Origin of the sequence: Delftia acidovorans SPH-1 (assembly GCF_000018665.1) — a bacterium.
GTDB lineage: Bacteria > Pseudomonadota > Gammaproteobacteria > Burkholderiales > Burkholderiaceae_C > Comamonas > Comamonas acidovorans.
The window spans coordinates 3,717,419-3,738,540 of the sequence record NC_010002.1; the positions used below are offsets into that span (position 1 = coordinate 3,717,419).

Annotated in this window: 23 protein-coding genes and 1 tRNA gene; 14 read left to right on the plus strand and 10 right to left on the minus strand. The window is 67.4% G+C overall.

Going from position 1 to position 21,122, the window contains the following annotated elements:
- Positions 1 to 103 precede the first annotated feature (103 nt).
- Positions 104 to 2,743 (plus strand): AI-2E family transporter, encoded by a 2,640-nt coding sequence (locus tag DACI_RS17025; protein WP_012205220.1) that lies wholly within the window; start codon positions 104 to 106, stop codon positions 2,741 to 2,743.
- Positions 2,744 to 2,750: 7 nt separating this feature from the next.
- Here the strand turns inward: DACI_RS17025 and DACI_RS17030 are convergent, their stop codons facing one another.
- Positions 2,751 to 3,887 (minus strand): iron-containing alcohol dehydrogenase, encoded by a 1,137-nt coding sequence (locus tag DACI_RS17030; protein WP_012205221.1) that lies wholly within the window; start codon positions 3,885 to 3,887, stop codon positions 2,751 to 2,753.
- 291 nt (positions 3,888 to 4,178) lie between these two features.
- On the opposite strand from DACI_RS17030, the gene DACI_RS17035 reads away from it, so the two are divergent.
- A complete protein-coding gene (locus tag DACI_RS17035; RefSeq protein ID WP_012205222.1) occupies positions 4,179 to 5,183 on the plus strand; it encodes an alpha/beta hydrolase in 1,005 nt (334 codons plus the stop codon).
- 70 nt (positions 5,184 to 5,253) lie between these two features.
- A complete protein-coding gene (locus DACI_RS17040; protein ID WP_012205223.1) occupies positions 5,254 to 6,117 on the plus strand; it encodes a YbgC/FadM family acyl-CoA thioesterase in 864 nt (287 codons plus the stop codon).
- 35 nt (positions 6,118 to 6,152) lie between these two features.
- Here DACI_RS17040 and ygfZ read toward each other — a convergent pair whose 3' ends face one another.
- Entirely contained in the window at positions 6,153 to 7,100 is a 948-nt protein-coding gene (gene ygfZ, locus DACI_RS17045; RefSeq protein WP_012205224.1) for a CAF17-like 4Fe-4S cluster assembly/insertion protein YgfZ, read from the minus strand.
- Positions 7,101 to 7,146: 46 nt separating this feature from the next.
- Here ygfZ and mltG point away from each other — a divergent pair, with 46 nt between their 5' ends.
- From mltG to DACI_RS17075, 6 genes are all read left to right on the plus strand, one after another.
- Positions 7,147 to 8,160 carry an endolytic transglycosylase MltG gene (mltG, locus tag DACI_RS17050; RefSeq protein WP_080518240.1) on the plus strand — a complete coding sequence of 338 codons (1,014 nt, stop codon included), beginning with the start codon at positions 7,147 to 7,149 and terminating at the stop codon, positions 8,158 to 8,160.
- A 57-nt stretch (positions 8,161 to 8,217) separates the two neighbouring features.
- On the plus strand, positions 8,218 to 8,904 hold the full coding sequence (gene tmk, locus DACI_RS17055; protein ID WP_012205226.1) for a dTMP kinase: 687 nt from the start codon (positions 8,218 to 8,220) through the stop codon (positions 8,902 to 8,904).
- A complete protein-coding gene (locus DACI_RS17060) occupies positions 8,901 to 9,950 on the plus strand; it encodes a DNA polymerase III subunit delta' (protein WP_012205227.1) in 1,050 nt (349 codons plus the stop codon). The genes tmk and DACI_RS17060 overlap by 4 nt, the downstream gene beginning before the upstream one ends.
- Positions 9,951 to 10,089: 139 nt before the next feature.
- Positions 10,090 to 10,449 carry a PilZ domain-containing protein gene (locus DACI_RS17065; protein ID WP_012205228.1) on the plus strand — a complete coding sequence of 120 codons (360 nt, stop codon included), beginning with the start codon at positions 10,090 to 10,092 and terminating at the stop codon, positions 10,447 to 10,449.
- An 83-nt stretch (positions 10,450 to 10,532) separates the two neighbouring features.
- Positions 10,533 to 11,345: a TatD family hydrolase gene (locus DACI_RS17070; RefSeq protein ID WP_043781778.1), complete on the plus strand. Its 813-nt coding sequence runs from the start codon at positions 10,533 to 10,535 to the stop codon at positions 11,343 to 11,345.
- The gene (locus DACI_RS17075; protein WP_012205230.1) at positions 11,336 to 12,079 is read left to right on the plus strand and encodes an ankyrin repeat domain-containing protein; all 744 of its coding nucleotides are present in this window, start codon (positions 11,336 to 11,338) and stop codon (positions 12,077 to 12,079) included. The genes DACI_RS17070 and DACI_RS17075 overlap by 10 nt, the downstream gene beginning before the upstream one ends.
- Before the next feature lie 45 nt (positions 12,080 to 12,124).
- On the opposite strand, the gene msbA is transcribed toward DACI_RS17075, so the two are convergent.
- Positions 12,125 to 13,942 carry a lipid A export permease/ATP-binding protein MsbA gene (gene msbA / locus DACI_RS17080; RefSeq protein ID WP_012205231.1) on the minus strand — a complete coding sequence of 606 codons (1,818 nt, stop codon included), beginning with the start codon at positions 13,940 to 13,942 and terminating at the stop codon, positions 12,125 to 12,127.
- 189 nt (positions 13,943 to 14,131) lie between these two features.
- Here msbA and tolB point away from each other — a divergent pair, with 189 nt between their 5' ends.
- The 5 genes from tolB to DACI_RS17105 all read left to right on the plus strand — a co-directional run bounded on the left by tolB (position 14,132) and on the right by DACI_RS17105 (position 17,824).
- On the plus strand, positions 14,132 to 15,451 hold the full coding sequence (tolB, locus tag DACI_RS17085; protein ID WP_013802697.1) for a Tol-Pal system beta propeller repeat protein TolB: 1,320 nt from the start codon (positions 14,132 to 14,134) through the stop codon (positions 15,449 to 15,451).
- A gap of 77 nt (positions 15,452 to 15,528) precedes the next feature.
- The gene (gene pal / locus DACI_RS17090; RefSeq protein ID WP_012205233.1) at positions 15,529 to 16,071 is read left to right on the plus strand and encodes a peptidoglycan-associated lipoprotein Pal; all 543 of its coding nucleotides are present in this window, start codon (positions 15,529 to 15,531) and stop codon (positions 16,069 to 16,071) included.
- Positions 16,071 to 16,853, plus strand: a complete 783-nt coding sequence (gene ybgF, locus DACI_RS17095; RefSeq protein WP_012205234.1) for a tol-pal system protein YbgF — start codon at positions 16,071 to 16,073, stop codon at positions 16,851 to 16,853. The genes pal and ybgF overlap by 1 nt, the downstream gene beginning before the upstream one ends.
- Positions 16,853 to 17,680, plus strand: coding sequence for a tRNA threonylcarbamoyladenosine dehydratase (locus tag DACI_RS17100; protein WP_012205235.1), 828 nt, complete (start codon positions 16,853 to 16,855; stop codon positions 17,678 to 17,680). Before ybgF ends, DACI_RS17100 begins: the two co-directional genes overlap by 1 nt.
- 68 nt (positions 17,681 to 17,748) lie before the next feature.
- A tRNA-Lys gene (locus tag DACI_RS17105) sits at positions 17,749 to 17,824 on the plus strand.
- Between the two features lie 99 nt (positions 17,825 to 17,923).
- Here the strand turns inward: DACI_RS17105 and DACI_RS17110 are convergent.
- From DACI_RS17110 to DACI_RS32535, 7 genes are all read right to left on the minus strand, one after another.
- Positions 17,924 to 18,415 carry a hypothetical protein gene (locus DACI_RS17110; protein WP_043781779.1) on the minus strand — a complete coding sequence of 164 codons (492 nt, stop codon included), beginning with the start codon at positions 18,413 to 18,415 and terminating at the stop codon, positions 17,924 to 17,926.
- Positions 18,416 to 18,461: 46 nt separating this feature from the next.
- On the minus strand, positions 18,462 to 18,986 hold the full coding sequence (locus DACI_RS17115) for a beta clamp domain-containing protein (RefSeq protein WP_012205237.1): 525 nt from the start codon (positions 18,984 to 18,986) through the stop codon (positions 18,462 to 18,464).
- 43 nt (positions 18,987 to 19,029) lie between these two features.
- Positions 19,030 to 19,311: a hypothetical protein gene (locus DACI_RS17120; RefSeq protein ID WP_012205238.1), complete on the minus strand. Its 282-nt coding sequence runs from the start codon at positions 19,309 to 19,311 to the stop codon at positions 19,030 to 19,032.
- Between the two features lie 208 nt (positions 19,312 to 19,519).
- The gene (locus DACI_RS17125) at positions 19,520 to 20,035 is read right to left on the minus strand and encodes a hypothetical protein (RefSeq protein WP_012205239.1); all 516 of its coding nucleotides are present in this window, start codon (positions 20,033 to 20,035) and stop codon (positions 19,520 to 19,522) included.
- On the minus strand, positions 20,032 to 20,238 hold the full coding sequence (locus DACI_RS17130; protein WP_012205240.1) for a hypothetical protein: 207 nt from the start codon (positions 20,236 to 20,238) through the stop codon (positions 20,032 to 20,034). Before DACI_RS17130 ends, DACI_RS17125 begins: the two co-directional genes overlap by 4 nt.
- Entirely contained in the window at positions 20,231 to 20,512 is a 282-nt protein-coding gene (locus DACI_RS17135) for a hypothetical protein (RefSeq protein ID WP_012205241.1), read from the minus strand. The genes DACI_RS17130 and DACI_RS17135 overlap by 8 nt, the downstream gene beginning before the upstream one ends.
- Positions 20,506 to 20,949 (minus strand): hypothetical protein, encoded by a 444-nt coding sequence (locus tag DACI_RS32535; RefSeq protein WP_225970940.1) that lies wholly within the window; start codon positions 20,947 to 20,949, stop codon positions 20,506 to 20,508. Before DACI_RS32535 ends, DACI_RS17135 begins: the two co-directional genes overlap by 7 nt.
- Positions 20,950 to 21,122: the final 173 nt, after the last annotated feature.

A 21,122-nucleotide genomic window follows, 5' to 3' on the forward strand; every position in this document is an offset into this window, starting at 1 on the left:
GTGCCCGCTGACAGGGCAGGCCCGCGGCGCGCTGTGCAATCCCCCGATATGCGGATGTGATGCAGTATCCATACCTGCATCCCAGCCCTGACATCCCGTTTCCATGAACCCACATCCCGACCCTGCGCCGTCGCCTTCACGGCAGGCCCTTCCTGCCGCCGCCGAAGGCGGCAATGCGGCCAATGCAGCCGCGAATTCCGCCGCCCATGCCGCCACCCATGCCGCCGCCCATGCAGATTTCGCGCGCAGCGTGCGTTCGGCCCTGCCGGGCCTGGCACAGCTGGCCGACATGGTCCCCGCGCTGCGCCTGCTCACCGGGCTGCTGGTGGCCAGCATCATCATCGCGGGCCTGTACTTCGGCCAGGGCCTGCTGATTCCGCTGGCGCTGGCGCTGTTGTTCGGTTTTTTGCTGGATCCTGCGGTCTCCCGGCTCAAGCGCTGGGGCATGCCGCGCATGGCGGCCACGCTGCTGGTGGTGGTCATGGCGCTGGCGACACTGGCGGGAATGGGTACCTATCTGGGCAGCCAGGTGCAGCAGCTCAGCGCCGATCTGCCCACCTACCAGAACACCATCCGCGACAAGCTGCGCAGCCTGCGCAGGAACGCCAACATGCCCAGTGCCTGGGACGGTGCGCTGCGCACCTATGACACCGTGGAGCGCGAGATATCGCGCGGTGCCAACACGCCCCGCGTGCAGAAGGTGGAGATCCAGTCGCCCGAGCAAAAGCCCACGGCGCGCATGCTGCAGTGGCTGGGCCGCGTGGCCGAGCCCGTGACCATGGCCGGCATCGTGCTGCTGTTCGTGATCCTCATCCTGCTGGACCGCGATGACCTGCGCGACCGGCTGCTGCGCCTGATGGGCGGCAACCTGCACGTGGCCACCGACGCGCTGGATGAGGCCTCGCAGCGCATAGGCAAGTACCTGCGCATGCAGTTCGTCGTCAACATCACCTACGGACTGCCCATGGCGGCGGGGCTGTGGTTCATTGGCGTGCCGGGCGCCATTCTCTGGGGCGTGCTGGCGGCCATCATGCGTTTCGTGCCCTATGTGGGGGCCATGATCTCGGCCGCCTTCCCGCTGGCGCTGGCCTTTGCCGTGGACCCGGGCTGGCAGATGCTGCTGATGACGCTGGGCCTGATCATGGCGCTGGAGCTGATCAGCAACAACCTCATCGAGCCCTGGCTGTATGGCAGCAGCACGGGCCTGTCCACGCTGTCCATCATCGTGTCGGCCACCTTCTGGCCAGCGCTGTGGGGGCCGATAGGGCTGATCCTGTCCACTCCGCTGACGGTCTGCCTGCTGGTGCTGGGGCGCTACATCCCGGCGCTGCAATTCATGGAAGTGCTGCTGGGCAGCTCGCCCGTGCTGGGGCCGGCCCAGCGCCTGTACCAGCGCCTGCTGGCCGACGACGTGGAAGACGCGGTCACGCTGGCGCATGAACTGGTGGACGCAAGGCTGCCGGCGCGCGCCTCGGCGGACGAACGCTCGGCCGCAGTGGCCGGTTTCTATGACGAGGTGGCCATCCCCGCATTGCGCCTGGCCACGCAGCAGCACCTGGAGTCGGCCACGGCCGAACACCGGCTGCGCCTGTCCAGCGGCATGGATGCCCTGATCGAGGAACTGCGCGAAAGCCATCCGGCGCCCGCCGCTGCCCTGGCCACGCGCGCCCTGCGCATCCATTGCGTGGGCGCGCGCTGGGAGGTCGATGCCCTGGCCGCCGCCATGGTGGCGCACAGCGAGGCGCTGCGCGGCCACGTGGTCAGCTGCTCGGACTGGGCCCTGGCCGCCGACCCGCAATGGCGCCAGTTGGGACCGGGGCAGGGCGGCCTGCCGCAAGGCCACGCAGGAGCCCAGGCCCTGGCCGAGGCGCAGTTGCTGGTGCTGTCCGTCTTCAGCACCCAGCCCCAGACCGTGGTGCGCCAACTGATGCGCCGCGTGCGCCGCCATTGGCCGCACCTGCGCGTGGTGCTGGCGCTGTGGAATGCGCCGGCCGTGGTGTCCGACACCGAGTTCGCGCGCCGCTGCGGCGCCGCCGCCTGCGTGTCCGGCCTGCGCGAGCTGCAGTTGTGGGTGGACGCCTTGCGCCTGCCTGACGCGGCAGGCCAGGGCCTGGCCGCGCCCATTCCCGATGACGATGAGCAGCGCGTGCGCCAGCTGCACGACAGCGGCGTGCTCGGGCCCGGCCTGCCGCAGCTGTACCACGAGGCAGCCCAGCAGGCCGCGAATGCCTTCGATGTGAAATGGGCCCAGGTCTCATGGGTCGATGCCGACCGCGTGCACACGCCCGGCAGCCTGCTGGTGGCGGACCAGGGCGACCCGGCTTCCGCCGGCATGCCGCGTGCGCAGTCCATCTGCTCCTACGTGGTCCATGGCGGTGACGCCCTGGTGGTGCATGACGCCGCGCGCGACCCCCGATTTGCCGGCAACCCCGCGTTGCAGGCGATGCGGCTGCGCTTTTACGCGGGCGTCCCGCTCAAGAACCGCCACGGCACGGTGCTGGGCAGCTTTTGCATCATGGACGACGCGCCGCGCGAGGTCTCGGCGGCCGATCTGGAGCTGCTGGGCGTCATGGCCGAGCAGTTGATGCAGAACGTGGAGGTGCGCCGGATGATGGAGGCTGGCGCTGCACCGGCTCCGGTGCAGACTTCGGCACAAACTCCGGCGCAAGTGGCATCCCAAACGACACCCCAGCCACCATCGTCGTCACCATCGACAACACCCCAGCCGAGTGCTGGCGGCTGAGTCCCGCTTACAGCGAGGTGGCCAGCATCTGCTCGTAGTCGTCGGCGCTGGCCAGGCGCGGGTTCGTGCCGTGGCAATGGTCCTTGAGCGCGCCGCCGATCACGGCTGCGAACTGCGCGCGCTCCACGCCCATGGCCGCCAGGCCCGTGGGCAGGCCCAGGCGGGCGTTCATGTCGCGTATGGCTTCGGGAATGTCGCTGCCCGAGTCCAGGCCCATGGCGTGGGCCATGCGCTGCAGGCGCTGTTCGGCGCGCACGCTCTCGGCCTCGGCATTGAAGCGCACCACGGCGGGCAGGAACATGGCGTTCAGCGTGCCATGGTGCAGACGCGGGTTCACGCCGCCCAGGCTGTGGCTGAGGCTGTGCACGCAGCCCAGGCCCTTCTGGAAGGCCATGGCGCCCTGCATGCTGGCGCTCATCAGCTGGCGGCGTGCCTCGGCGTCCTGGCCGTTGCGCGTGGCGCGTTCGATGTGGGCCCAGCCGCGCGTGAGGCCGTCCAGTGCAATGCCGTCGGCAGGCGGGTTGAAGGCCGCCGCCATGAAGGTCTCCATGCAATGGGCGATGGCGTCCATGCCCGTGGCGGCCGTCAGCATGGCGGGCAGGCCGTAGGTCAGTTCCGGGTCGCAGATGGCGGCACGGGGCACCAGGTGCCAGCTGTGAAAGCCCAGCTTGCGGTGGTCGTCCACGATGATGATGGCGCCGCGCGCCACCTCGCTGCCCGTGCCGCTGGTGGTGGGCACGGCGATCAGCGGGGCCACGCGCTCGCTGATGCGCGGCGAGCCGCCCTCGATGGTGGCGTAGTGCGACAGCGGCCCTTCGTGCGTGGCTGCAATCGCCACGCCCTTGGCGCAGTCGATGGCGCTGCCGCCGCCCACGGCGATCAGGCCGTCGCAGCGCTGCTCCTGGTAGATGGCAGCGGCCGCGCGCACGGCGGCCTCGGTGGGGTTGGAGGGCGTCTGGTCGAACACTGCATGCGGCATGCCGCCCAGCGCATCCAGCGCCTTTTGCAGCACGCCAGCGGCCTTGACGCCCTGGTCGGTGACGATCAGCGGCCGCGTGATGCCCACGCGCTCGCACTCCTGGCGCAACAGGCGCACGGCGCCGAAGTCAAACTGGATCTGGGTGACGTAGTTGATGAAGGCCATGGTCGGTGACTCGTTGCGGGCCGTTGCGGCCCATGGTGGGGATCAGGGGGAGTGCGCCGAATCTAGACCGCGCGTGCTGCACTGCAAACAAAGCAAACCCTGAGAGGGCGCTGCGACGGTCACGGGGGCGACAGCGCGGGCATGTGCTGTCATCGCATGGCTGCCAGGGCCTTGTGCTCGCGGCACAATGCCTGCTGCGCCGTGCCTGCCTGGCCTTACCTCGCCGGTCGCACCTGGCCGGCCACGCCGAATTGCCTTGCCAGATAGTCGCCACCGAACCTGTCCCTGAACGTGCTCCTGAACGTGCCCCAGACTGAATCCTCCTCCCATGCCACGCCGCTGCCGGCGTCCCTGACCCACCAGATGCGCGATGTGCTGCGCCGCATGGAGCGCGCCGCGCGCACGCCCCTGCACCAGCTGGGCGCCGAGGGCGCACGTGCCGCCTACGAGGCGGGGGCCGGCGTGCTCGAAATTCCCAAGCCGGTTCTGCCGCGTGTCGATGATCTGCAGATTCCTGCGCGCGATGGCGCCTTGCTGCCTGCGCGTCTCTATGCGCCCGTGGAGCGCAGCCAGGCGCCGGCCACGGGCCTGCCCGTGCTGCTGTACCTGCACGGCGGCGGCTTCACCGTGGGCAGCGTGGCCACGCACGATGTACTGTGCCGCCAGCTGGCCCATCTGTCGGGCGCCATGGTGGTCTCGCTGGACTACCGGCGCGCGCCAGAGCACAAGTTTCCCACCGCCCACGACGACGCCTGGGACGCGCTGCAGTGGCTGGCCGCGCAGGCGGCCTCGCTGGGCGCCGACCCTGCGCGCCTGGCCGTTGGCGGCGACAGCGCGGGCGGCACGCTGGCCGCAGCCTGCGCCATCCATGCGCGCGACACCGGCCTCAAGCTGGCCCTGCAACTGCTGATCTACCCGGGCACGACGGCGAACCAGGACACCGACTCGCACCGCCGCTTCGCCCACGGGCTGGTGATCGACGAGCCGGCCATCACCTGGTTCTTCGCCCAGTACCTCAACAGCCCCGCCGACCGCGAGGACTGGCGCTTTGCCCCGCTGCTGGCCCCCGATGTGGACGGCGTGGCCCCGGCCTGGATAGGCCTGGCCGAATGCGACCCGCTGGTGGACGAGGGCGTGGAATACGCCGACAAGCTGCGCATGTCCGGCGTGCCCGTGGACCTGGAGATCTACCGGGGCGTGACCCATGAATTCGTCAAGATGGGCCGCGCCATTGCCGAAGCGCGCCGTGCACATGCCGACATGGCGCGCGCCTTGAGCGACGCCTTCGCGGCCTGAAGGCCGAGGCACAAAGAAACGCACCAAAACACACCAAGACACCCCAAGACAACAGGAGAGAAACACCCCCATGCAACGCCAAGATTTCCGCACGCTGCAACGCATTGAAGTGCGCTGGTCCGAAGTGGACGCCCAGAAGATCGTCTTCAACGCCCACTACCTGATGTACGCCGACGTGGCCGTCACCGACTACTGGCGCCAGTTGGGCCTGCCCTATGAATCGTCCTTCGCGGCCCTGGGTGGCGAGCTGTTCGTCAAGAAGGCCACCACCATCTACCACGCATCGGCCACGCTGGGCGACGTGCTGCATGTGGGCATACGCTGTGCCAGGCAGGGCAATACCTCGCTGTTGTTCGAGGCCGGCATCTTCCGCGGGATGGAACTGCTCAACACCGTGGAACTGGTCTATGTGTTCGCCGATGCCACCACGCGCCAGCCGCTGCCCGTGCCGCAGCAGCTGCGCGACGTGCTCACGGCCTATGAGGCCGGCCAGAGCGTGGTGCGCGTGGCATCGGGCAGCTGGAACGACCTGGGCCGCGACGCCGAGCGCCTGCGCCTGGCCGTGTTCGTGCACGAGCAGGGCGTGCCGCGCGAGATCGAGATCGACGAATTCGACCCCGTGGCCCGCCACGCCGTGGTCTACAACGGCCTGGGCCAGCCGATCGCCACCGGCCGCCTGGTCAGCGACAGCCCCGGCGCGGGCAGGATCGGCCGCATGGCCGTGGACCGCAGCGTGCGCGGCGGCCGCTGGGGCCGCATCGTGCTGGACAGCCTGGTCGAAGCCTCCCGCCAGCGCGGCGACCGCGAAGTCGTGCTGCATGCGCAGCGCCATGCCGAGTCGTTCTACCTGCGCGCGGGCTTCACGCCGGAAGGCGAGCCCTATGAAGAGGCCGGCATCCCCCACATCACCATGAGGAAAGTGCTCACCGCCTGAGCTGCAGGCAGCTCAGGCGGTGCAAGGCTCAAATCTCAAATGTCCTCGCGCAACGCGTAGGGCAGGGGCTTGAGCTGCAGCGCCACGGCCTGTGCGGCATCGGCGCGCTGGCCTTCGCCCAGTGCGGCGTGGGCCAGCAGGGGCTGGTCGGCCGAGCTGGTCTGAATGGAGACGATGGCGTCCCAGCCGCCGCCAGGCGCCGGGGCGGCCTGGACCACGGTGCCGGTGGCCTGCTCCAGGTCCTCGGGCGTGAAGACCTCCATGCCGGTGGCCAGCGGCTGCTGTGCATGGGCAAGGTAGGCGCGGCGCTTGAGCGTGCCCCGGAACTGGCTGCGGGCCACCACCTCCTGGCCTGGGTAGCAGCCTTTCTTGAAATTCACGCCTTCCACCGATTCGTAGTTGAGCATCTGCGGCACAAAGGCATCCACCACAGGCGCCGACAGCGTGGCAATGCCGCTGGCGACTTCGCTCCAGAGCCAGTCGGCCTCGCTGAGTGCAGGGCCTTCGGGCAGGGGCGTGCCCACGGGCGCCACGCGCAGGGCGCGCGGCTGGCCGGCGGCCGGGTACAGGGCGATCAGGCTGGCGTCGCCGTCATCGGTCTTGGTCCAGGGCACGGCTGCCGGGCCCAGGGCCTGCGCGGCGGCACCGCCAGCCAGCCCGTGCAGCGTGAATTCGGCCGTGGCGTCGCTGAGCTTGCACTTGGCGCGCAGCACGAACATGGACAAGCGCTTGAGCGTGGGCGCCAGCAGGCTGCGGTCGCACAGCAGCAAGATCTCGTCCTTGCTGCGCTTGAAGCCGATGAAGCTGGCCAGCATGCGGCCCTTGGCCGTGCAGAACGCCGCCAGACGCGCATGCTGCAGATCCAGCAGCGCGAAGTCGTTGGTCAGCTGTCCATGCAGGAACTGGGCGGCGTCTTCGCCGAGGGCGCGTATCACGCCGAGATGGGAAACGGAAGCAATGCCGTTCAGTAAAGGCTGGGTCATGGCTGAATTATGATCAGCCGCTCTATTGCTTGCTTGGACCGAGGTTGTGCGCTTTATCTTTCGCGCTTTGATGATGTTGCTGGTGCTGGCCGCCGTGCTGGCCGGTGCCGGCTGGTGGTGGCTGAACCAGCCGCTGCCGCTGGCCCAGCCCACGCTGGAGCTGGAGGTCGAGCCCGGCACCACGCCGCGTGGCGTGGCCCGCGAAGTGGTCAAGGCCGGCGTACAGACCGATGCGCGGCTGCTGTACGCCTGGTTCCGCGTCTCGGGGCAGGACCGGCAGATCAAGGCCGGCAACTATGAGCTGACCACGGGCCTGACTCCCTATGTGCTGCTGCAAAAACTCGCACGCGGCGAGGAATCGCTCAAGGCGTTGACCCTGGTGGAAGGCTGGAACTGGCGCCAGGTGCGCGCCGCCCTGGCCCGCGAGGAATTCCTGCGCCAGGAAAGCGCAGGCATGGACGACGCTACCCTCATGCAGGCCCTGGGCCGCGCGGGCGTGGCGCCCGAGGGCCGCTTCTTCCCCGATACCTATACCTATGCCAAGGGCAGCTCCGACCTGGCCGTGCTGCGCCGCGCCCTGCACGCCATGGACCGGCGCCTGGCCGATGTCTGGGCGCTGCGCTCGGCCGACACGCCGCTCAAGACGCCAGATGAAGCGCTGATCCTGGCCAGCATCGTCGAGAAGGAGACCGGCCGCGCGGCCGACCGCGCACAGATTGCCGGTGTCTTCAGCAACCGCCTGCGCATCGGCATGCTGCTGCAGACCGATCCCACCGTGATCTACGGCCTGGGCGAGAAATTCGATGGCAACCTGCGCCGCCGCGACCTGCAGACCGATACTCCCTGGAACACCTACACCCGCGCGGGCCTGCCGCCCACGCCCATCGCCATGCCCGGCAAGGCCGCCCTCATGGCCGCCGTGCAGCCCGGACAGACCAAGGCGCTGTACTTTGTGGCGCGTGGCGACGGCACCAGCCATTTCAGTGCCTCGCTGGACGAGCACAACCGCGCCGTGAACCGCTACCAGCGCGGCCAGCAAAGCCCTGAGCAAAAGCCCTGAGATATTCCCCCAGGGCTGCTGCGTTCTGCGCAGCGCTTGCGTATCCTCTCTTTCCATATGACCACTGCAACTCCCGCCGGCCTGTTCATCAGCTTCGAAGGCATCGATGGCGCCGGCAAGTCCTCGCACATCGCGTCGCTGGCCCAGGCTTTCCGTGACCAGGGGCGCACGGTGACGCTCACCCGCGAGCCCGGCGGCACGCCGCTGGCCGAAAAGCTGCGCGCGCTGATGCTGCACGACGCCATGGACCCGCTGACCGAGGCCCTGATCGCCTTTGCCGCGCGACGCGACCACTTGGTGCAGGTGATCGAGCCCGCGCTGGCGCGCGGTGAAGTCGTGCTCTGCGACCGCTTCACCGATGCCACCTTTGCTTACCAGGGTGCGGGCCGGGGCTTCGACCTGCAGCCGCTGGCCACGCTGGAGCGCATGGTGCAGACGGGCACGGCCCCCCAGCCCGATCTGCTGCGCGAGCCCCACCTGACGCTCTGGTTCGACCTGCCCGCCGAGGTGGCCGCCGAGCGCTTGGCCTCGGCCCGTGTCCCGGACCGCTTCGAGTCTGAGCCCGGCAGCTTTTTCGCACGCGTGGCCCAGGGCTATGCGGCGCGCGCTGCCGCCGCGCCCCAGCGCTTTGCGCGCATCGACTCCAACGCCAGCCGGCATGCGGTCTGGCAGCAGATCACCCAGGTCATGGTGCGCCGGGGCTGGCTGGCCATCATGGTCGGCGGACAGGCAGGTGCGGCATGAGCGAGGCCCTGCCACAACCGGCCGAGACCGACACCGCCTGGATCGCCGGGCAACGCGCGCGCCTGCTGGCCCAGCGCGGCCACGCCTGGCTGCTGCAGGGGCCTTCCGGCCTGGGCCAGTACGCGCTGTCGCTGTCGCTGGTGCGCGCCTGGCTGTGCGAATCGCCGTCGCCCCAGGGGGCGTGCGGCCACTGCGGCAGCTGCCACGCCATCGACGTGCGCGCCCATGCCGACCTGTGCGTGCTCATGCCCGAGGTGCAGATGATGGCGCTGGGCTGGCCGCTGCCCGAGAAGGCCCAGGCCGATATCGACGACAAGAAGCGCAAGCCCAGCAAGGAAATCCGTGTCGAGGCCATGCGTGATGCCGTGGAGTTCTGCCAGCGCACCAGCGCGCGCGGGCGCGGCAAGGCCGTGCTGGTCTATCCGGCCGAGCAGATGAACGCCATCACGGCCAATGCGCTGCTCAAGACGCTGGAGGAGCCGCCGGGCGATGCCCGCTTCGTGCTGGCCAGCGAGGCGGCCCACCAGCTGCTGCCCACCATCCGCAGCCGTTGCCTGACTCACACCATGGCCTGGCCCGATCAGCAAGAGGCCCTGGCCTGGCTTCAGGGGCAGGGCGTGGCCCCGGAAGCGGCCGACGTGGCGCTGCGCGCCGCAGGCGGGCGGCCCGGCGACGCGCTGGCATTGGCGCACAGCGGTGGTGGCAAGGACATGGCCGCATGGTCCCAGTTGCCGCGTGCGCTGGCCAAGGGCGATGTGGCGGCCCTGGCCGCCTATGCTCCGCCCCATGCCGTGGAGGCCTTGCAGAAGATCTGCCACGACCTGATGGCCCTGGCCGCAGGCGCCGCGCCGCGCTACTTCACGCCCGCCGACCTGCCGTCGCGGCCGCTGGACATGGGCCTGCTGGCCGAATGGTCACGTGCCCTGGCCCAGGCTGCGCGCACGGCGGACCACCCCTTCAACGCCGGACTCATGACCGAGGCCCTGGCCGCCGAGGCCCGGCGCGTGCTCATGTCCGGCCAGCCTGCCCGCCAGCGCCGGGGATGAGGCGCGGGGGGCGTGGCGGCAGTGCAGCAGCGCGGCGGTGTGCTTTTCGCCACATGAAAGCCCGTCCTGTTAACCTACGGCCCTGGGCCCGGTGCCGATCGCGCCGGCCGCTCACCGAACCAATGTCTGCAAACCATCCATGAGCACCGCACCCACCACACCCCGTCCCAGCGTGATGCAACTGGCGATCAAGGAAAAGGCCGCGCTGTACGCCGCCTACATTCCCATGTTCGCCGAAGGGGGCGTTTTCGTGCCCACGCAGCGTGAGTACCGTCTTGGCGATGATGTCTATGTGCTGCTGACCCTGCCCGACGAGCCGCAGCGCTATCCCGTGGCCGGCCGCGTGGCGTGGATCACGCCCGCGCGCGCCTCGGGCAACCGCACGCAGGGCATAGGCATACAGTTCCCCAAGGACGAGAAGTCCGCCGAGCTCAAGGCCAAGATCGAGAACATCCTGGGCTCGGCCCTGGCCTCGGACAAGGCCACGCAGACGGTCTGAGTCCTGCGCCTGCCTCTGCCCGCATGCCGACACGGAGGAAGTGCTCTCCGGTCGGCATGCCTGTTTCTGAACCACGAGATTCCATGTTTACCGATTCCCACTGCCATCTGAATTTCCCCGAGCTGCAAAGCCGCCTGCCCGAGATCCGCGAGGCCATGGCGGCCGCGCGCGTCACACGTGCGCTGTGCATCTGCACCACGATGGAGGAATTCGGCGATGTGCACCAGCTGGCGCTGGATCACGACAATTTCTGGGCCACGGTGGGCGTGCACCCCGATACGGAACACATGACCGAGCCCAGCGTGGCCGACCTGGTCGAGCGCGCCGCTCTGGCGCGCGTGGTGGCCATCGGCGAAACGGGACTGGATTACTACGGCATGGAAGACCGCAAGGGCGGGCGCACCATTGCCGACTTGGAATGGCAGCGCGAGCGCTTTCGCGTGCACATCCGCGCGGCGCGCCAGACGCAAAAGCCCCTGGTCATCCACACGCGCAGCGCCTCTGATGACACGCTGGCCATCCTGCGCGAAGAAGGCGAGGACGGCTCGGCAGGCCAGGCCGGCGGCGTGTTCCACTGCTTCACCGAGACCATGGAAGTCGCGCGTGCGGCGCTGGACCTGGGCTACTACATCTCCATGTCAGGCATCGTCACCTTCAAGAACGCCCAGCACCTGCGCGACGTGGCCGCCTTCGTGCCGGCCGACCGCCTGCTGATCGAGACCGACAGCCCCTACCTGGCGCCCGTTCCCTATCGCGGCAAGACCAACAATCCGTCGTATGTGCCGTACGTGGCGCAGCAGATTGCACAGGTGCGCGGCATGGCCATGGAGGACGTGGCGGCCCTGACCAGTGCCAACTTCGACCAGCTGTTCAAGGGGGTTGTCGCATGCGACTGAATGCTGCGGTCGGTGGCCGCGTGGGCATGGGCGTGGACGTGCACCGGCGCCACTGGCTGGCCCAGGCCGGCCAGGCCGTGGTGGCCCTGGCCGCAGCCAGCGGCGGGCTGGCGCATGCCAGCCAGTACGACGACTATGTGCGCGCCATCATCAGCGACAACGAGCGCGCCATGGTCAACCTGATCTTTCGCGGCTTCGACCCCAACACCCGCGACACGCGCGGCCGCCCGGGCCTGGTAGCGGCCCTGCACCAGGGCTCACTGGGCGTGTTCGACGTGCTGCTCAAATCCCCGGGCATCAAGGTCAACGAGGCCTCCCAGCAGGGAGAAACGCCGCTGATGATGGCCTGCATCAAGGGCCACCTGGACCTGGCCAAGGAACTCATACGCCGGGGCGCCGATGTCAACCGCCCCGGCTGGACGCCGCTGCACTACGCCACCTCGGCCGACCTGCCCAAGACGCTGGACATCGTCAAGCTGCTGCTGGACAACAGCGCCTACATCGACGCCGACTCGCCCAACGGCACCACCCCTCTGATGCTGGCCGCCCAATACAGCAGCGAAGCCGTGGTGGACCTGCTGATCAAGGAGGGCGCCGACGTCGTCCTTCGCAACCAGCGCGGCTTCACCGCCGCCGACTTTGCCCGGCAGGTGGACCGCCAATACATGGTGGACAAGCTCACCAAGGCCATCAAGGCCGAGCGCAAGACCCAGCCTTCGCGCGGAAGCTGGTAGCAGCAAGCCAGGCGGGTGGCACTGCCGGTGCCGCCGCTGTCCAGCTCAGGTTGTGTGATTCCTGCTCAATCGGGCGTACAGGCCGTCCCGCTCCAGCAGCTCGGCATGCGTTCCCTGCTCGGCAATGCGGCCGCGCTCCATCACCACCACGCGGTCGGCATGCTCGATGGTCGAGAGTCGGTGGGCGATGACCAGGGTCGTGCGGCCCTGCATCAGCCGCGTCAGCGCCTCCTGCACCAGGCGCTCGGATTCGTTGTCCAGGGCCGAAGTGGCCTCGTCCAGGATCAGGATGGGCGCATCCTTGTACAGCGCCCGTGCAATCGCCAGCCGTTGGCGCTGGCCCCCCGACAACTGGCTGGCGTTGTGGCCTACCACCGTATGCAGGCCGTTGGACAGGCCGCGCACGTGGGTGCCCAGATTGGCGGCATCCAGCGCGGCCCACAGCTGGGCCTCGTCTTCCACCCCGCCCAGCGCCACGTTGGCGGCAATGGTGTCGTTGAACATCACCACGTCCTGGCTGACCATGGCGAACTGCTGGCGCAACGCGGCCAGATCCCATTCGGGCAGGGGCGTTCCGTCCAGCAGCAACTGGCCGCCCGTGGGCTGCAAAAAGCGTGGCAGCAGGTTCACCAGCGTGGTCTTGCCCGCGCCGGAGGGGCCGACCAGGGCCACCACCTCGCCCGGGCGCACGCGCAGGTCCACATGGCTCAGGGCGGGGGCCTTGTCCTCGCCAAACTGCACGGACACGTCGCGCAACTCGATCTCGCCGCGCGCCTTGCCGGGCACCTGGGTGCCGCCGGTCTCGTCGCCCGAGCCCTCCAGCAGATGCAGGCCCCGCTCCAGCGCCGCCACGCCACGCGTGATGGGGTTGGCCACATCGGCCAGGCGGCGGATAGGGGCAATCAGCATCAGCATGGCCGTGATGAAGGCCGCAAAGCTGCCCACCGTCACATCCTGCACATTGGCCGCAGCAGCGCCCGTGCCCCGGCTTTGCCACAGCGCAATGCAGATCACGGCCGACAGGGCGGCGGCGGCCAGCAACTGGGTCAGCGGCGTCATGGCCGCCGAGGCGATGGTGGCCTTGATGGCCAGCTTGCGCAGCTGCCCGCTCAGGCCGCCAAAGCGCTTTTGCTGGCCCTGTTGCGCGCCATGCAGGCGCACCATGCGGTGGGCCAGAACGTTCTCTTCCACCACATAGGCCAGGGAATCGGTGGCCTCCTGGCTGATCTTGGTGATGCGGTACAGGCGGCGCGACAGCGTCTTCATGATCCAGGCCACGCCCGGCACCACGGCCGCCACCACCAGCGTCAGCTGCCAGTTCAGATACAGCAGGTAGCCCAGCAGCGCCACCAGCGTGAAACCGTCGCGCGAGATGCCCAGCATGGCCTGCACCAGCAGCGTGGAGCCGGTCTGCACCTCATAGACCACGGTATTGGACAGCGATGAGGCCGACTGGCGCGAGAACAGCGCCATATCGGCCGCCAGCAGCCGCTCGAACAGGCGCTTGCGCAGCGCCAGCATGCCCTCGTTGGCAATGCGCGCCAGCGCGTACTGGCCCACGAACTGCGACAGGCCCCGCACCAGGAACACGCCGATGATGGCCAGCGGCACCGACCACAGTGGCAGCGTGCCGTCGGTGAAGCCGCTGTCCAGCAGCGGCTGCAGCAGGGCAGGGATCAATGGCTCGGTGACCGCGCCCACCAGCGTGGCGGCCACCGCCAGCGTCCAGGCCAGGCGCTGGCCACCAAAGTAGGGTGACAGGCGCTTGAGGCGCTGCGACAGGGTCAGGGTGCTGGCGAGATCAAGGGCCGCCGGTGCGGCGGACGGCGCAGGGGCCGGCGGCGGTGAGGATGGTGCTTGCATGAAGCGCGGATTTTACGGCGGGCTTGCCTGGGGCTGCCTCATGGGGAACTGATGCGGCTGGCGGGGATCGAGAAAGCCTGGGCCGACAGACCCTACAGTGCACGTTCTTACATCGAGACGCATCCAGTGTGTGTAACATTCGCACCTGTGCAAGTACCGGGGTCTTCCCGTAGATATTGATGAATGCCAATGACTATTGACCGACTCCTTTCTCCCTCCTCCCTGGCGGCCGTGCCGCGCACTTCGCGCCGAACCCTGCTGGCCGCTCTCGCCTCAACCCCCGCAATTCCCGCGCTGGCCCAGTTCCGCGTCGAAGTGACGGGCGTGGGCCTGACCCAGTTGCCCATCGCCATTGCAGCATTCAAGGGAGAAGGGCAGGCGCCCCAGAAGATCTCGGCCATCATCCAGGCTGACTTGGAGCGCAGCGGTCAATTCCGCGCCGTGGACACGGCCGGCGTGCAACTGGACGAAACCTCGCGCCCCGACGTTGCCATGTGGCGCCAAAAGAGCGCTGACTCGCTGGCCGTGGGCAGCATCACGCGCCTGGCCGATGGCCGCTACGACGTGCGCTTTCGCCTCTGGGACGTGGTCAAGGGCCAGGACCTGGGCGGCCAGGGCTTTGCCGTCACCACCGGCGACTTGCGCCTGGTGGCCCACCGCATCTCCGACTACATCTACGAAAAACTCACGGGCGAGAAGGGCGTGTTCTCCACACGCATCGCCTATGTGACCAAGGCGGGCAGCAACTACCGCCTGTGGGTGGCCGATGCCGATGGCGAGAACGCCCAGTCGGCCCTATCGAGCCCGGAACCCATCATCTCGCCCGCCTGGTCGCCCACCGGCACCCAGCTGGCCTACGTGTCCTTCGAATCGCGCAAGCCCGTGGTCTATGTGCACGATGTGGCCAGTGGCCGCCGCCGCCTGGTTGCCAACTTCCGGGGCTCCAACAGCGCACCGGCCTGGTCGCCCGATGGCAACTCCCTGGCCGTCACGCTCAGCCGCGATGGCGGCTCGCAGCTGTACCTGATCAGTGCCCAGGGCGGCGAGCCGCGCCGACTGATGCAAAGCAGCGGCATCGACACCGAGCCGAACTTCTCCAGCGACGGCCGCTCCATCTACTTCGTCAGCGACCGTGGCGGCGCCCCGCAGATCTACAAGGTGCCGGCCTCGGGCGGCAGTGCGGAACGCGTCACCTTCACCGGCAACTACAACATCTCGCCCAGCGTCAGCCCCGATGGAAAGTGGCTTGCCTACGTCTCGCGCGTGGGCGGCGGCTTCAAGCTCCACGTCATGGACCTGGGCACCGGCACAGTGAATGCCATTACCGACACCACGGCCGACGAAAGCCCCAGCTTCGCTCCCAACAGCCGCCTGATCGTCTACGCCACCCTGCAGCAGGGCCGCGAGTCCCTGATGACCACCACGCTCGACGGCAAGATCAAGGCGCGGCTGGCAGGGCAGGGCGGTGACATCCGCGAGCCCGACTGGGGTCCGTTCCAGCGCCAGTGATATCCGGCTTCCCCGATTTCTTTTCAGTCAACCAGTCAACTCAGCACGAAGTCCACCCGGACATACGGAGATTTTTCATGATCACCATCAAACGACTTTCCCTGGCACTTGCAGTCACCGCACTCATGGCAGGTTGCAGCTCGGGCGTCAAGCTTGACGAAACCCCGGTCACCGACGCGGGCGCCACCAGCACGGGCCAGGGCAGCGGCGCCGGCACGGGCAGCACCTCGCAAAGCGGCATCTCGGGCGTGGACCTGACCGGCTCGGCTGCCGACAAGGCAGGTCCCCAGGGCGTCAGCCGCGTCGTCTACTTCGACTTCGACAGCTACGTCGTCAAGGCCGACGCCCAGCCCCAGATCGAAGCCCATGCACGCTTCCTGAAGGCGTCTTCTGCACGCAAGGTCCAGATCGAAGGCCACACCGACGAGCGCGGCGGCCGCGAATACAACCTGGCCCTGGGCCAAAAGCGCGCCGAAGCCGTGCGCCGCTCGCTGGGCCTGCTGGGCGTCAGCGATGCGCAAATGGAAGCCGTGAGCTACGGCAAGGAAAAGCCTGCCGCCGAAGGCCATTCCGAAGACGCCTACGCGCAAAACCGCCGCGCTGAACTGTCCTACCGTTGATGAACATGCAGCGCTCCCCGATCCTGCATCGCACCGCGCTGCGCACGCTGCTGGCGGCCGGCCTGATGGCCGGCTACGCCGCCAGCGGCCATGCCGCGCTGTTCGGCGATGACGAGGCGCGCCGCGCCATCCTGGAAATGCGCCAGCGCGTCGACAGCATGCAGCAGTCGCAGCAGCGCATGACCGAGGAAAGCTCGCAAACGCGCCGTGGCCTGCTCGAACTGCAGTCGCAGATCGAGCAGCTCAAGTCCGAGCAAGCCAAGCTGCGCGGCCAGAACGAGCAGCTGCTGCGCGATGTGGCCGAGCTGCAGCGCGGCCAGCGCGACATTGCCAAGGGCGTGGACGAGCGCCTGCGCCAGTTCGAGCCCGTCACGGTGACGGTGGACGGCCAGGAATTCGCAGCCGACCCGGCAGAGAAGCGCGACTTCGAAGCCGCGCTGGCGCAGTTCCGCGCAGGCAGCTTTGCCGAAGCCGGCACGGCGTTCTCGTCCTTCCTGAACCAGTGGCCCAAGAGCGGCTATGTGCCCTCGGCACGCTTTTGGCTGGGCAACGCGCAGTACGCCAATCGCAACTACAAGGACGCGATCACCAACTTCCGCGCGCTGCTGGCAGCAGCCCCCATGCACGGCCGGGCGCCGGAGGCGGCACTGTCCATCGCCAACTGCCAGATCGAGATGAAGGACACCAAGGGCGCGCGCAAGACGCTGGAAGACCTCATCAAGGCCTATCCCAACGCCGAAGCCACGGCTGCGGCCAAGAACCGTCTCGCCAGCCTCAAGTGATGAACGACACGGTCTCTTCATCCCTTCCGGAAGAAGACAAGACAGCGCCTGAAGCAGGCGCTGTTTTTTCTGATGCCGACCTGCAGCGCCGCTTCGGCGGCCTGGAGCGCCTGTATGGCGTGCCGGGCGCCGCGCGCATCCGCGCCGCGCACGTCGTCGTGGTGGGCATCGGCGGCGTGGGCTCCTGGACCGCCGAGGCGCTGGCGCGCAGCGGTGTGGGCGAACTCACCCTCATCGACATGGACCATGTCGCCGAGTCCAACATCAACCGCCAGATCCACGCGCTCTCCGCCACCGTGGGCCAGGCCAAGATCGAAGCCATGCGCGAGCGCATCGCCCAGATCAACCCCGCCTGCCGCGTGCACTGCATCGACGACTTCGTTGACCCGGACAACTGGCTGCGCCTGCTGCCCCAGGACGCCGACGCCGTCATCGACGCCTGCGACCAGGTCAAGGCCAAGACCGCCATGGCAGCCCATGCGCGTGCCACGCGGCAATGCTTCATCTCCGTGGGTGCAGCGGGCGGCAAGCGCCTGGCTCACAAGGTCGATATCGACGACCTCAGCGCCACCACGCACGACCCGTTGCTGGCCCAACTGCGCTACCGCCTGCGCCGCGAACACGGCGCACCCAAGGAAGGCAAGCGCATCGGCATCGCCTGCGTCTTCAGCCGCGAGGCCGTCGCCCCGCCCGATGCCTCTTGCGCCATCGAAGGCGACGGCACGCTCAACTGCCACGGCTACGGCTCGGTAGTGGCCGTCACCGCCACCTTCGGCCAGTGCGCCGCAGGCTGGGTCATCGATCAACTGAGCCGCATCAAGAATTGAAGCGTAAATTTTGGTGCTAGAATCTATGTCTTCGCTAAGCAGCATCTGATGCATGCAAAGCGTGGTTCGGGTCTTTAGCTCAGTCGGTAGAGCAGCGGACTTTTAATCCGTTGGTCGCGAGTTCGAATCTCGCAGGACCCACCAAGAATTCTTGAATAAAAACAAGAACTTAGAACAAAAAGCCCGCTGCTGAAAAGTAGCGGGCTTTTTCATTTTTAAGTCGCCGTAGCCGTGGCGTAGCCGTCAATCCGAATTTTGAGGTGTTGATTCCTCCGACCACAGAGATGGCTGTAGCACTGCGACTGCCGTGTTTCTTGCCTTGGCTGCCCCCTGGGCTACGAGCTCGGTTGCCAATGCCTGCGCGATGTATCGGTCGCACTCGTCGCCGAAGGGCGCCATGGGCCAGCCGAACTTCTGCGTGCCGCCACTCAGGATGAGCCGGTGGCGCTTGATGAAGCGATACCGCTCTGCATCTTCGCGCAGGGTCTTGATCTCTTCGTCTAGGAGGCGCAGCTCGCGGACGAGGCGCGCGGTTTCTTCAACAATCGGCGCTATTTCTTCGCTGATGATGAGTTGCAGTTCATTGCCCGTCACCAACATGGCTTCGGGCCAGTCCTCGGGGCTGTTTCGCTCGGGCAGCTCTGCCACGCGCTGAATGATGCGCGTGGCAATGTCGGGCCTACGGGCCGTAGCCGTCATTTCGTCGCCCTTACCTGGGTCAATAGTGTTGGCCATGCTCGAGACCTTTCTATGGCTTGAGACGGGGGAATTGCATGAAAAGTCATTGGAAAGGCTCCAGGCGAGTGAGGGAAGGGAATTTCTGGGTAGGCCGCGTGGGGCTGACCGTAATGGCCAGGGACGCGCTGCTGTAGACCCAATTGCCGCCGCTGAATGCGAGCGTGTGGCTTTCGCCGGTCGCCAGCTTGATCGCCTCGCACGCATCGGCCAAATACTTCGGGTTGATGTTCATGACGCCGGGGCATTGCTCGGGTTCCGTGCCGCGCGGCAAGACACGTTCATAGGCGGGAAATACCCCGTCGACGGGCGCGTAAATAACGTCGCCGACGCTGCAGAGAGTGATTTCGGTCAGGTCACTCTTTTTCTTCAACGCGAGCAGCAGGTTGTCGATGGGGATGATGCGCGGGCCGTGTAGCCATTCGGCCCCGTGGCGCGCAGCGTGCAAGCGGCTGCCATCGGTAGCGACGATATGGCGGTCATTGATCAGGACGCCTTTCAGGTAATAGCGTAGGTCTTTCTTGGCTGCGGCCAGCGAGACAGCTTTGAGGATGGCGGTTTTGATGTGCATTGCTTTATGAGGGAGGGGGATTTTGGGACGTCACGGGACACACCTACAAGGCGCCCTTACCTGGGTCAATAGCGTTGGTCACGCTCGGGGCCTCGGGGTACTCCAGGGCAAACAGGTGGCGCAACCAGATCTGTGCGCCAGCCTTGGTGAGGTGCCCCTGTGCCTCGGGCTTGGTGGCCCATTCCGGCACCTGGGGCCAGCCGGCGGCTTCCATGTGTTCTCGCATGTGCGCCACGGTCAGGCCCGGAGCCCCGTAGGCTGCGAGGAACATACGAACCGCTCGGTTCTCGCCGTCGTCATCCAGCAAATTGATGCGTTTCGTCATGTCAACACTCCCGTTTCCCGCACTGCCGACTCTGGAATCCAGTGGCCGTTCGGTTTTTGAACGAGGCACCCGGTACTGATGGAATAGGACGCCTTGAAGCCGGAATTTGCCCAACGAGCGTGGCACTGCATGTCTCTAAGAGTAGAGACGCCACTGAAAAGCATGCAGGCTGCGAAAAATGCGACTCCCCAGTAGGCAAGTGAGGCTTTCATGATTCGCTGTCCTCCTTGCGGGATGAACCGGAAATACCTGCGTGATGCAGCCCTTGTCGGTGCGCAGGGTGCGCTTTACAACGAGCGCAGTTGTAGGGGTCTGTGCAGCTATCGAGTGGCGCAACGGGTTGCCAGCGGGCGGCCTTCTTGTTGGCCTCGGCATCCGCTGGAAAGTCCGTACAGACAGCCTTCGCAAAGCGCTGCAAAAAGCCACCAGTGACCAAGAAGGATTCCTCGCCCCACGGCTTCTTAGATTGGGCGTCCGGGTAGAACTTGGCCGCGCCAGCCGCCAGCGCAGCCGCCTTGATCGCCTCGTCGCTGATCTCGCGCGCATTGGTGATCCCGAACCACTCCGCTGCGGCCCAGCGCCGAACCAATGCGGAAAAGCTCGGCCCGAAAAGACCTGCAGTCAGGTCATACCCGCCGTCTTTCTCGTCGGCCAGGAGCGCTTCCACAATCTCGCCGGCGAGGGCTGTCACAGCCATGCCCGGGACTTTCGTTTCGTGCGTCATTGGGCCACTCCCTTCGCCCGCTGCGCCCGGGCGTGATCATCACGGCAGTCTGCGTCGCAGAAGCGCAGACCGGAGGCGACAGGCTCGTCGCACCAGTGGCACAGGCCGTTGGCGGCCGGGCCGGGGTTGCGCCGGCTGGCTGCCAGGCGCATGGGGGCCTCGCGCTCTTCGCGGTCGGCGGTGATGTCTGCTTCGTCAGCCATGAGTCGTCTCCGGTTCGTTCCCCGTCGCCGCTTCCACGGCCTCGCGCAAGTCGTACCCCGGAAAGCCAATCACCCCGTTGGCGCCGTCCGTCACAGCCCATGCGTCGTCATCGCCGTTCGTACCGCGCAGGCACTGCAGGGAATAGCCGCCGGCCTCCAGGAAGTCGATCAGCTGGGTGTCGCGGCCGGTGGACGAGCCCCGGGCCAAGCCGGCCAAGTAGCCAGCGAACAGCAGCGCCACGCCGCCGAGGATGGCAAAAGCGGCGATCAGCATGGGGCACCGCCTTCACGGGCCTTGGCCTCGCACTTCAGAGCCGCATAGGCCACGCAGTCTTCACCGCTGTCCTGGTGGTAGCCGTCGCGCGTGAAGAGGCGCACGTCCTTCAGGATCTGCATGAAGTGCCACCCCTGAGCCTCCGTCATGCCGGCGCCGTGAAACTGGTTGAAGATGGTCACGGTCTGGGCCATCGACCGTTCGCCCTCGGGCTTGTCGTAGGTGGCTGCACGGTCGCGCAGGTGGCCTGCTGCGGCCTCCAGAATGTCGGGTGCGCGGTTGGGAAGATCCGCAGCGGCCAGCTCGATGCTCTCCACCTGGAGGTCTTCGCCTGGGGGCACCGGTGCGGGGGCGGGCTGAGCTACGAGTTCGATGAGGTCTCCATTGCGGGGTGCGCCATCGACGCCCTGAAAGCCCTCATGGGTTACGGCCCACACGCCATCGAGGCCTTTTACCTCCCAGTGGTAGTAGTTGCGCTTGCCAGGGATCTCGCTTTGAACACTGCAGACCCGACCGCTTCGAGTCAGCCACCGCTGGCCGACCGCCAGCGCTATGCCGTTTACTGACATTTCGCACCTCCTTTGTTGAATGCGAAATTCAGTTTAGCAAA

Bases quoted from the DNA above. Each gene is read 5' to 3' on its own strand.
- DACI_RS17025 (WP_012205220.1), top strand. From the start codon at position 104: ATGAACCCACATCCCGACCCTGCGCCGTCGCCTTCACGGCAGGCCCTT.
- DACI_RS17030 (WP_012205221.1), bottom strand. From the start codon at position 3,887: ATGGCCTTCATCAACTACGTCACCCAGATCCAGTTTGACTTCGGCGCC.
- DACI_RS17040 (WP_012205223.1), top strand. From the start codon at position 5,254: ATGCAACGCCAAGATTTCCGCACGCTGCAACGCATTGAAGTGCGCTGG.
- ygfZ (WP_012205224.1), bottom strand. From the start codon at position 7,100: ATGACCCAGCCTTTACTGAACGGCATTGCTTCCGTTTCCCATCTCGGC.
- tmk (WP_012205226.1), top strand. From the start codon at position 8,218: ATGACCACTGCAACTCCCGCCGGCCTGTTCATCAGCTTCGAAGGCATC.
- DACI_RS17060 (WP_012205227.1), top strand. From the start codon at position 8,901: ATGAGCGAGGCCCTGCCACAACCGGCCGAGACCGACACCGCCTGGATC.
- DACI_RS17065 (WP_012205228.1), top strand. From the start codon at position 10,090: ATGAGCACCGCACCCACCACACCCCGTCCCAGCGTGATGCAACTGGCG.
- DACI_RS17070 (WP_043781778.1), top strand. From the start codon at position 10,533: ATGTTTACCGATTCCCACTGCCATCTGAATTTCCCCGAGCTGCAAAGC.
- DACI_RS17075 (WP_012205230.1), top strand. From the start codon at position 11,336: ATGCGACTGAATGCTGCGGTCGGTGGCCGCGTGGGCATGGGCGTGGAC.
- msbA (WP_012205231.1), bottom strand. From the start codon at position 13,942: ATGCAAGCACCATCCTCACCGCCGCCGGCCCCTGCGCCGTCCGCCGCA.
- tolB (WP_013802697.1), top strand. From the start codon at position 14,132: ATGACTATTGACCGACTCCTTTCTCCCTCCTCCCTGGCGGCCGTGCCG.
- pal (WP_012205233.1), top strand. From the start codon at position 15,529: ATGATCACCATCAAACGACTTTCCCTGGCACTTGCAGTCACCGCACTC.
- ybgF (WP_012205234.1), top strand. From the start codon at position 16,071: ATGAACATGCAGCGCTCCCCGATCCTGCATCGCACCGCGCTGCGCACG.
- DACI_RS17100 (WP_012205235.1), top strand. From the start codon at position 16,853: ATGAACGACACGGTCTCTTCATCCCTTCCGGAAGAAGACAAGACAGCG.
- DACI_RS17110 (WP_043781779.1), bottom strand. From the start codon at position 18,415: ATGGCCAACACTATTGACCCAGGTAAGGGCGACGAAATGACGGCTACG.
- DACI_RS17115 (WP_012205237.1), bottom strand. From the start codon at position 18,986: ATGCACATCAAAACCGCCATCCTCAAAGCTGTCTCGCTGGCCGCAGCC.
- DACI_RS17120 (WP_012205238.1), bottom strand. From the start codon at position 19,311: ATGACGAAACGCATCAATTTGCTGGATGACGACGGCGAGAACCGAGCG.
- DACI_RS17125 (WP_012205239.1), bottom strand. From the start codon at position 20,035: ATGACGCACGAAACGAAAGTCCCGGGCATGGCTGTGACAGCCCTCGCC.
- DACI_RS17130 (WP_012205240.1), bottom strand. From the start codon at position 20,238: ATGGCTGACGAAGCAGACATCACCGCCGACCGCGAAGAGCGCGAGGCC.
- DACI_RS17135 (WP_012205241.1), bottom strand. From the start codon at position 20,512: ATGCTGATCGCCGCTTTTGCCATCCTCGGCGGCGTGGCGCTGCTGTTC.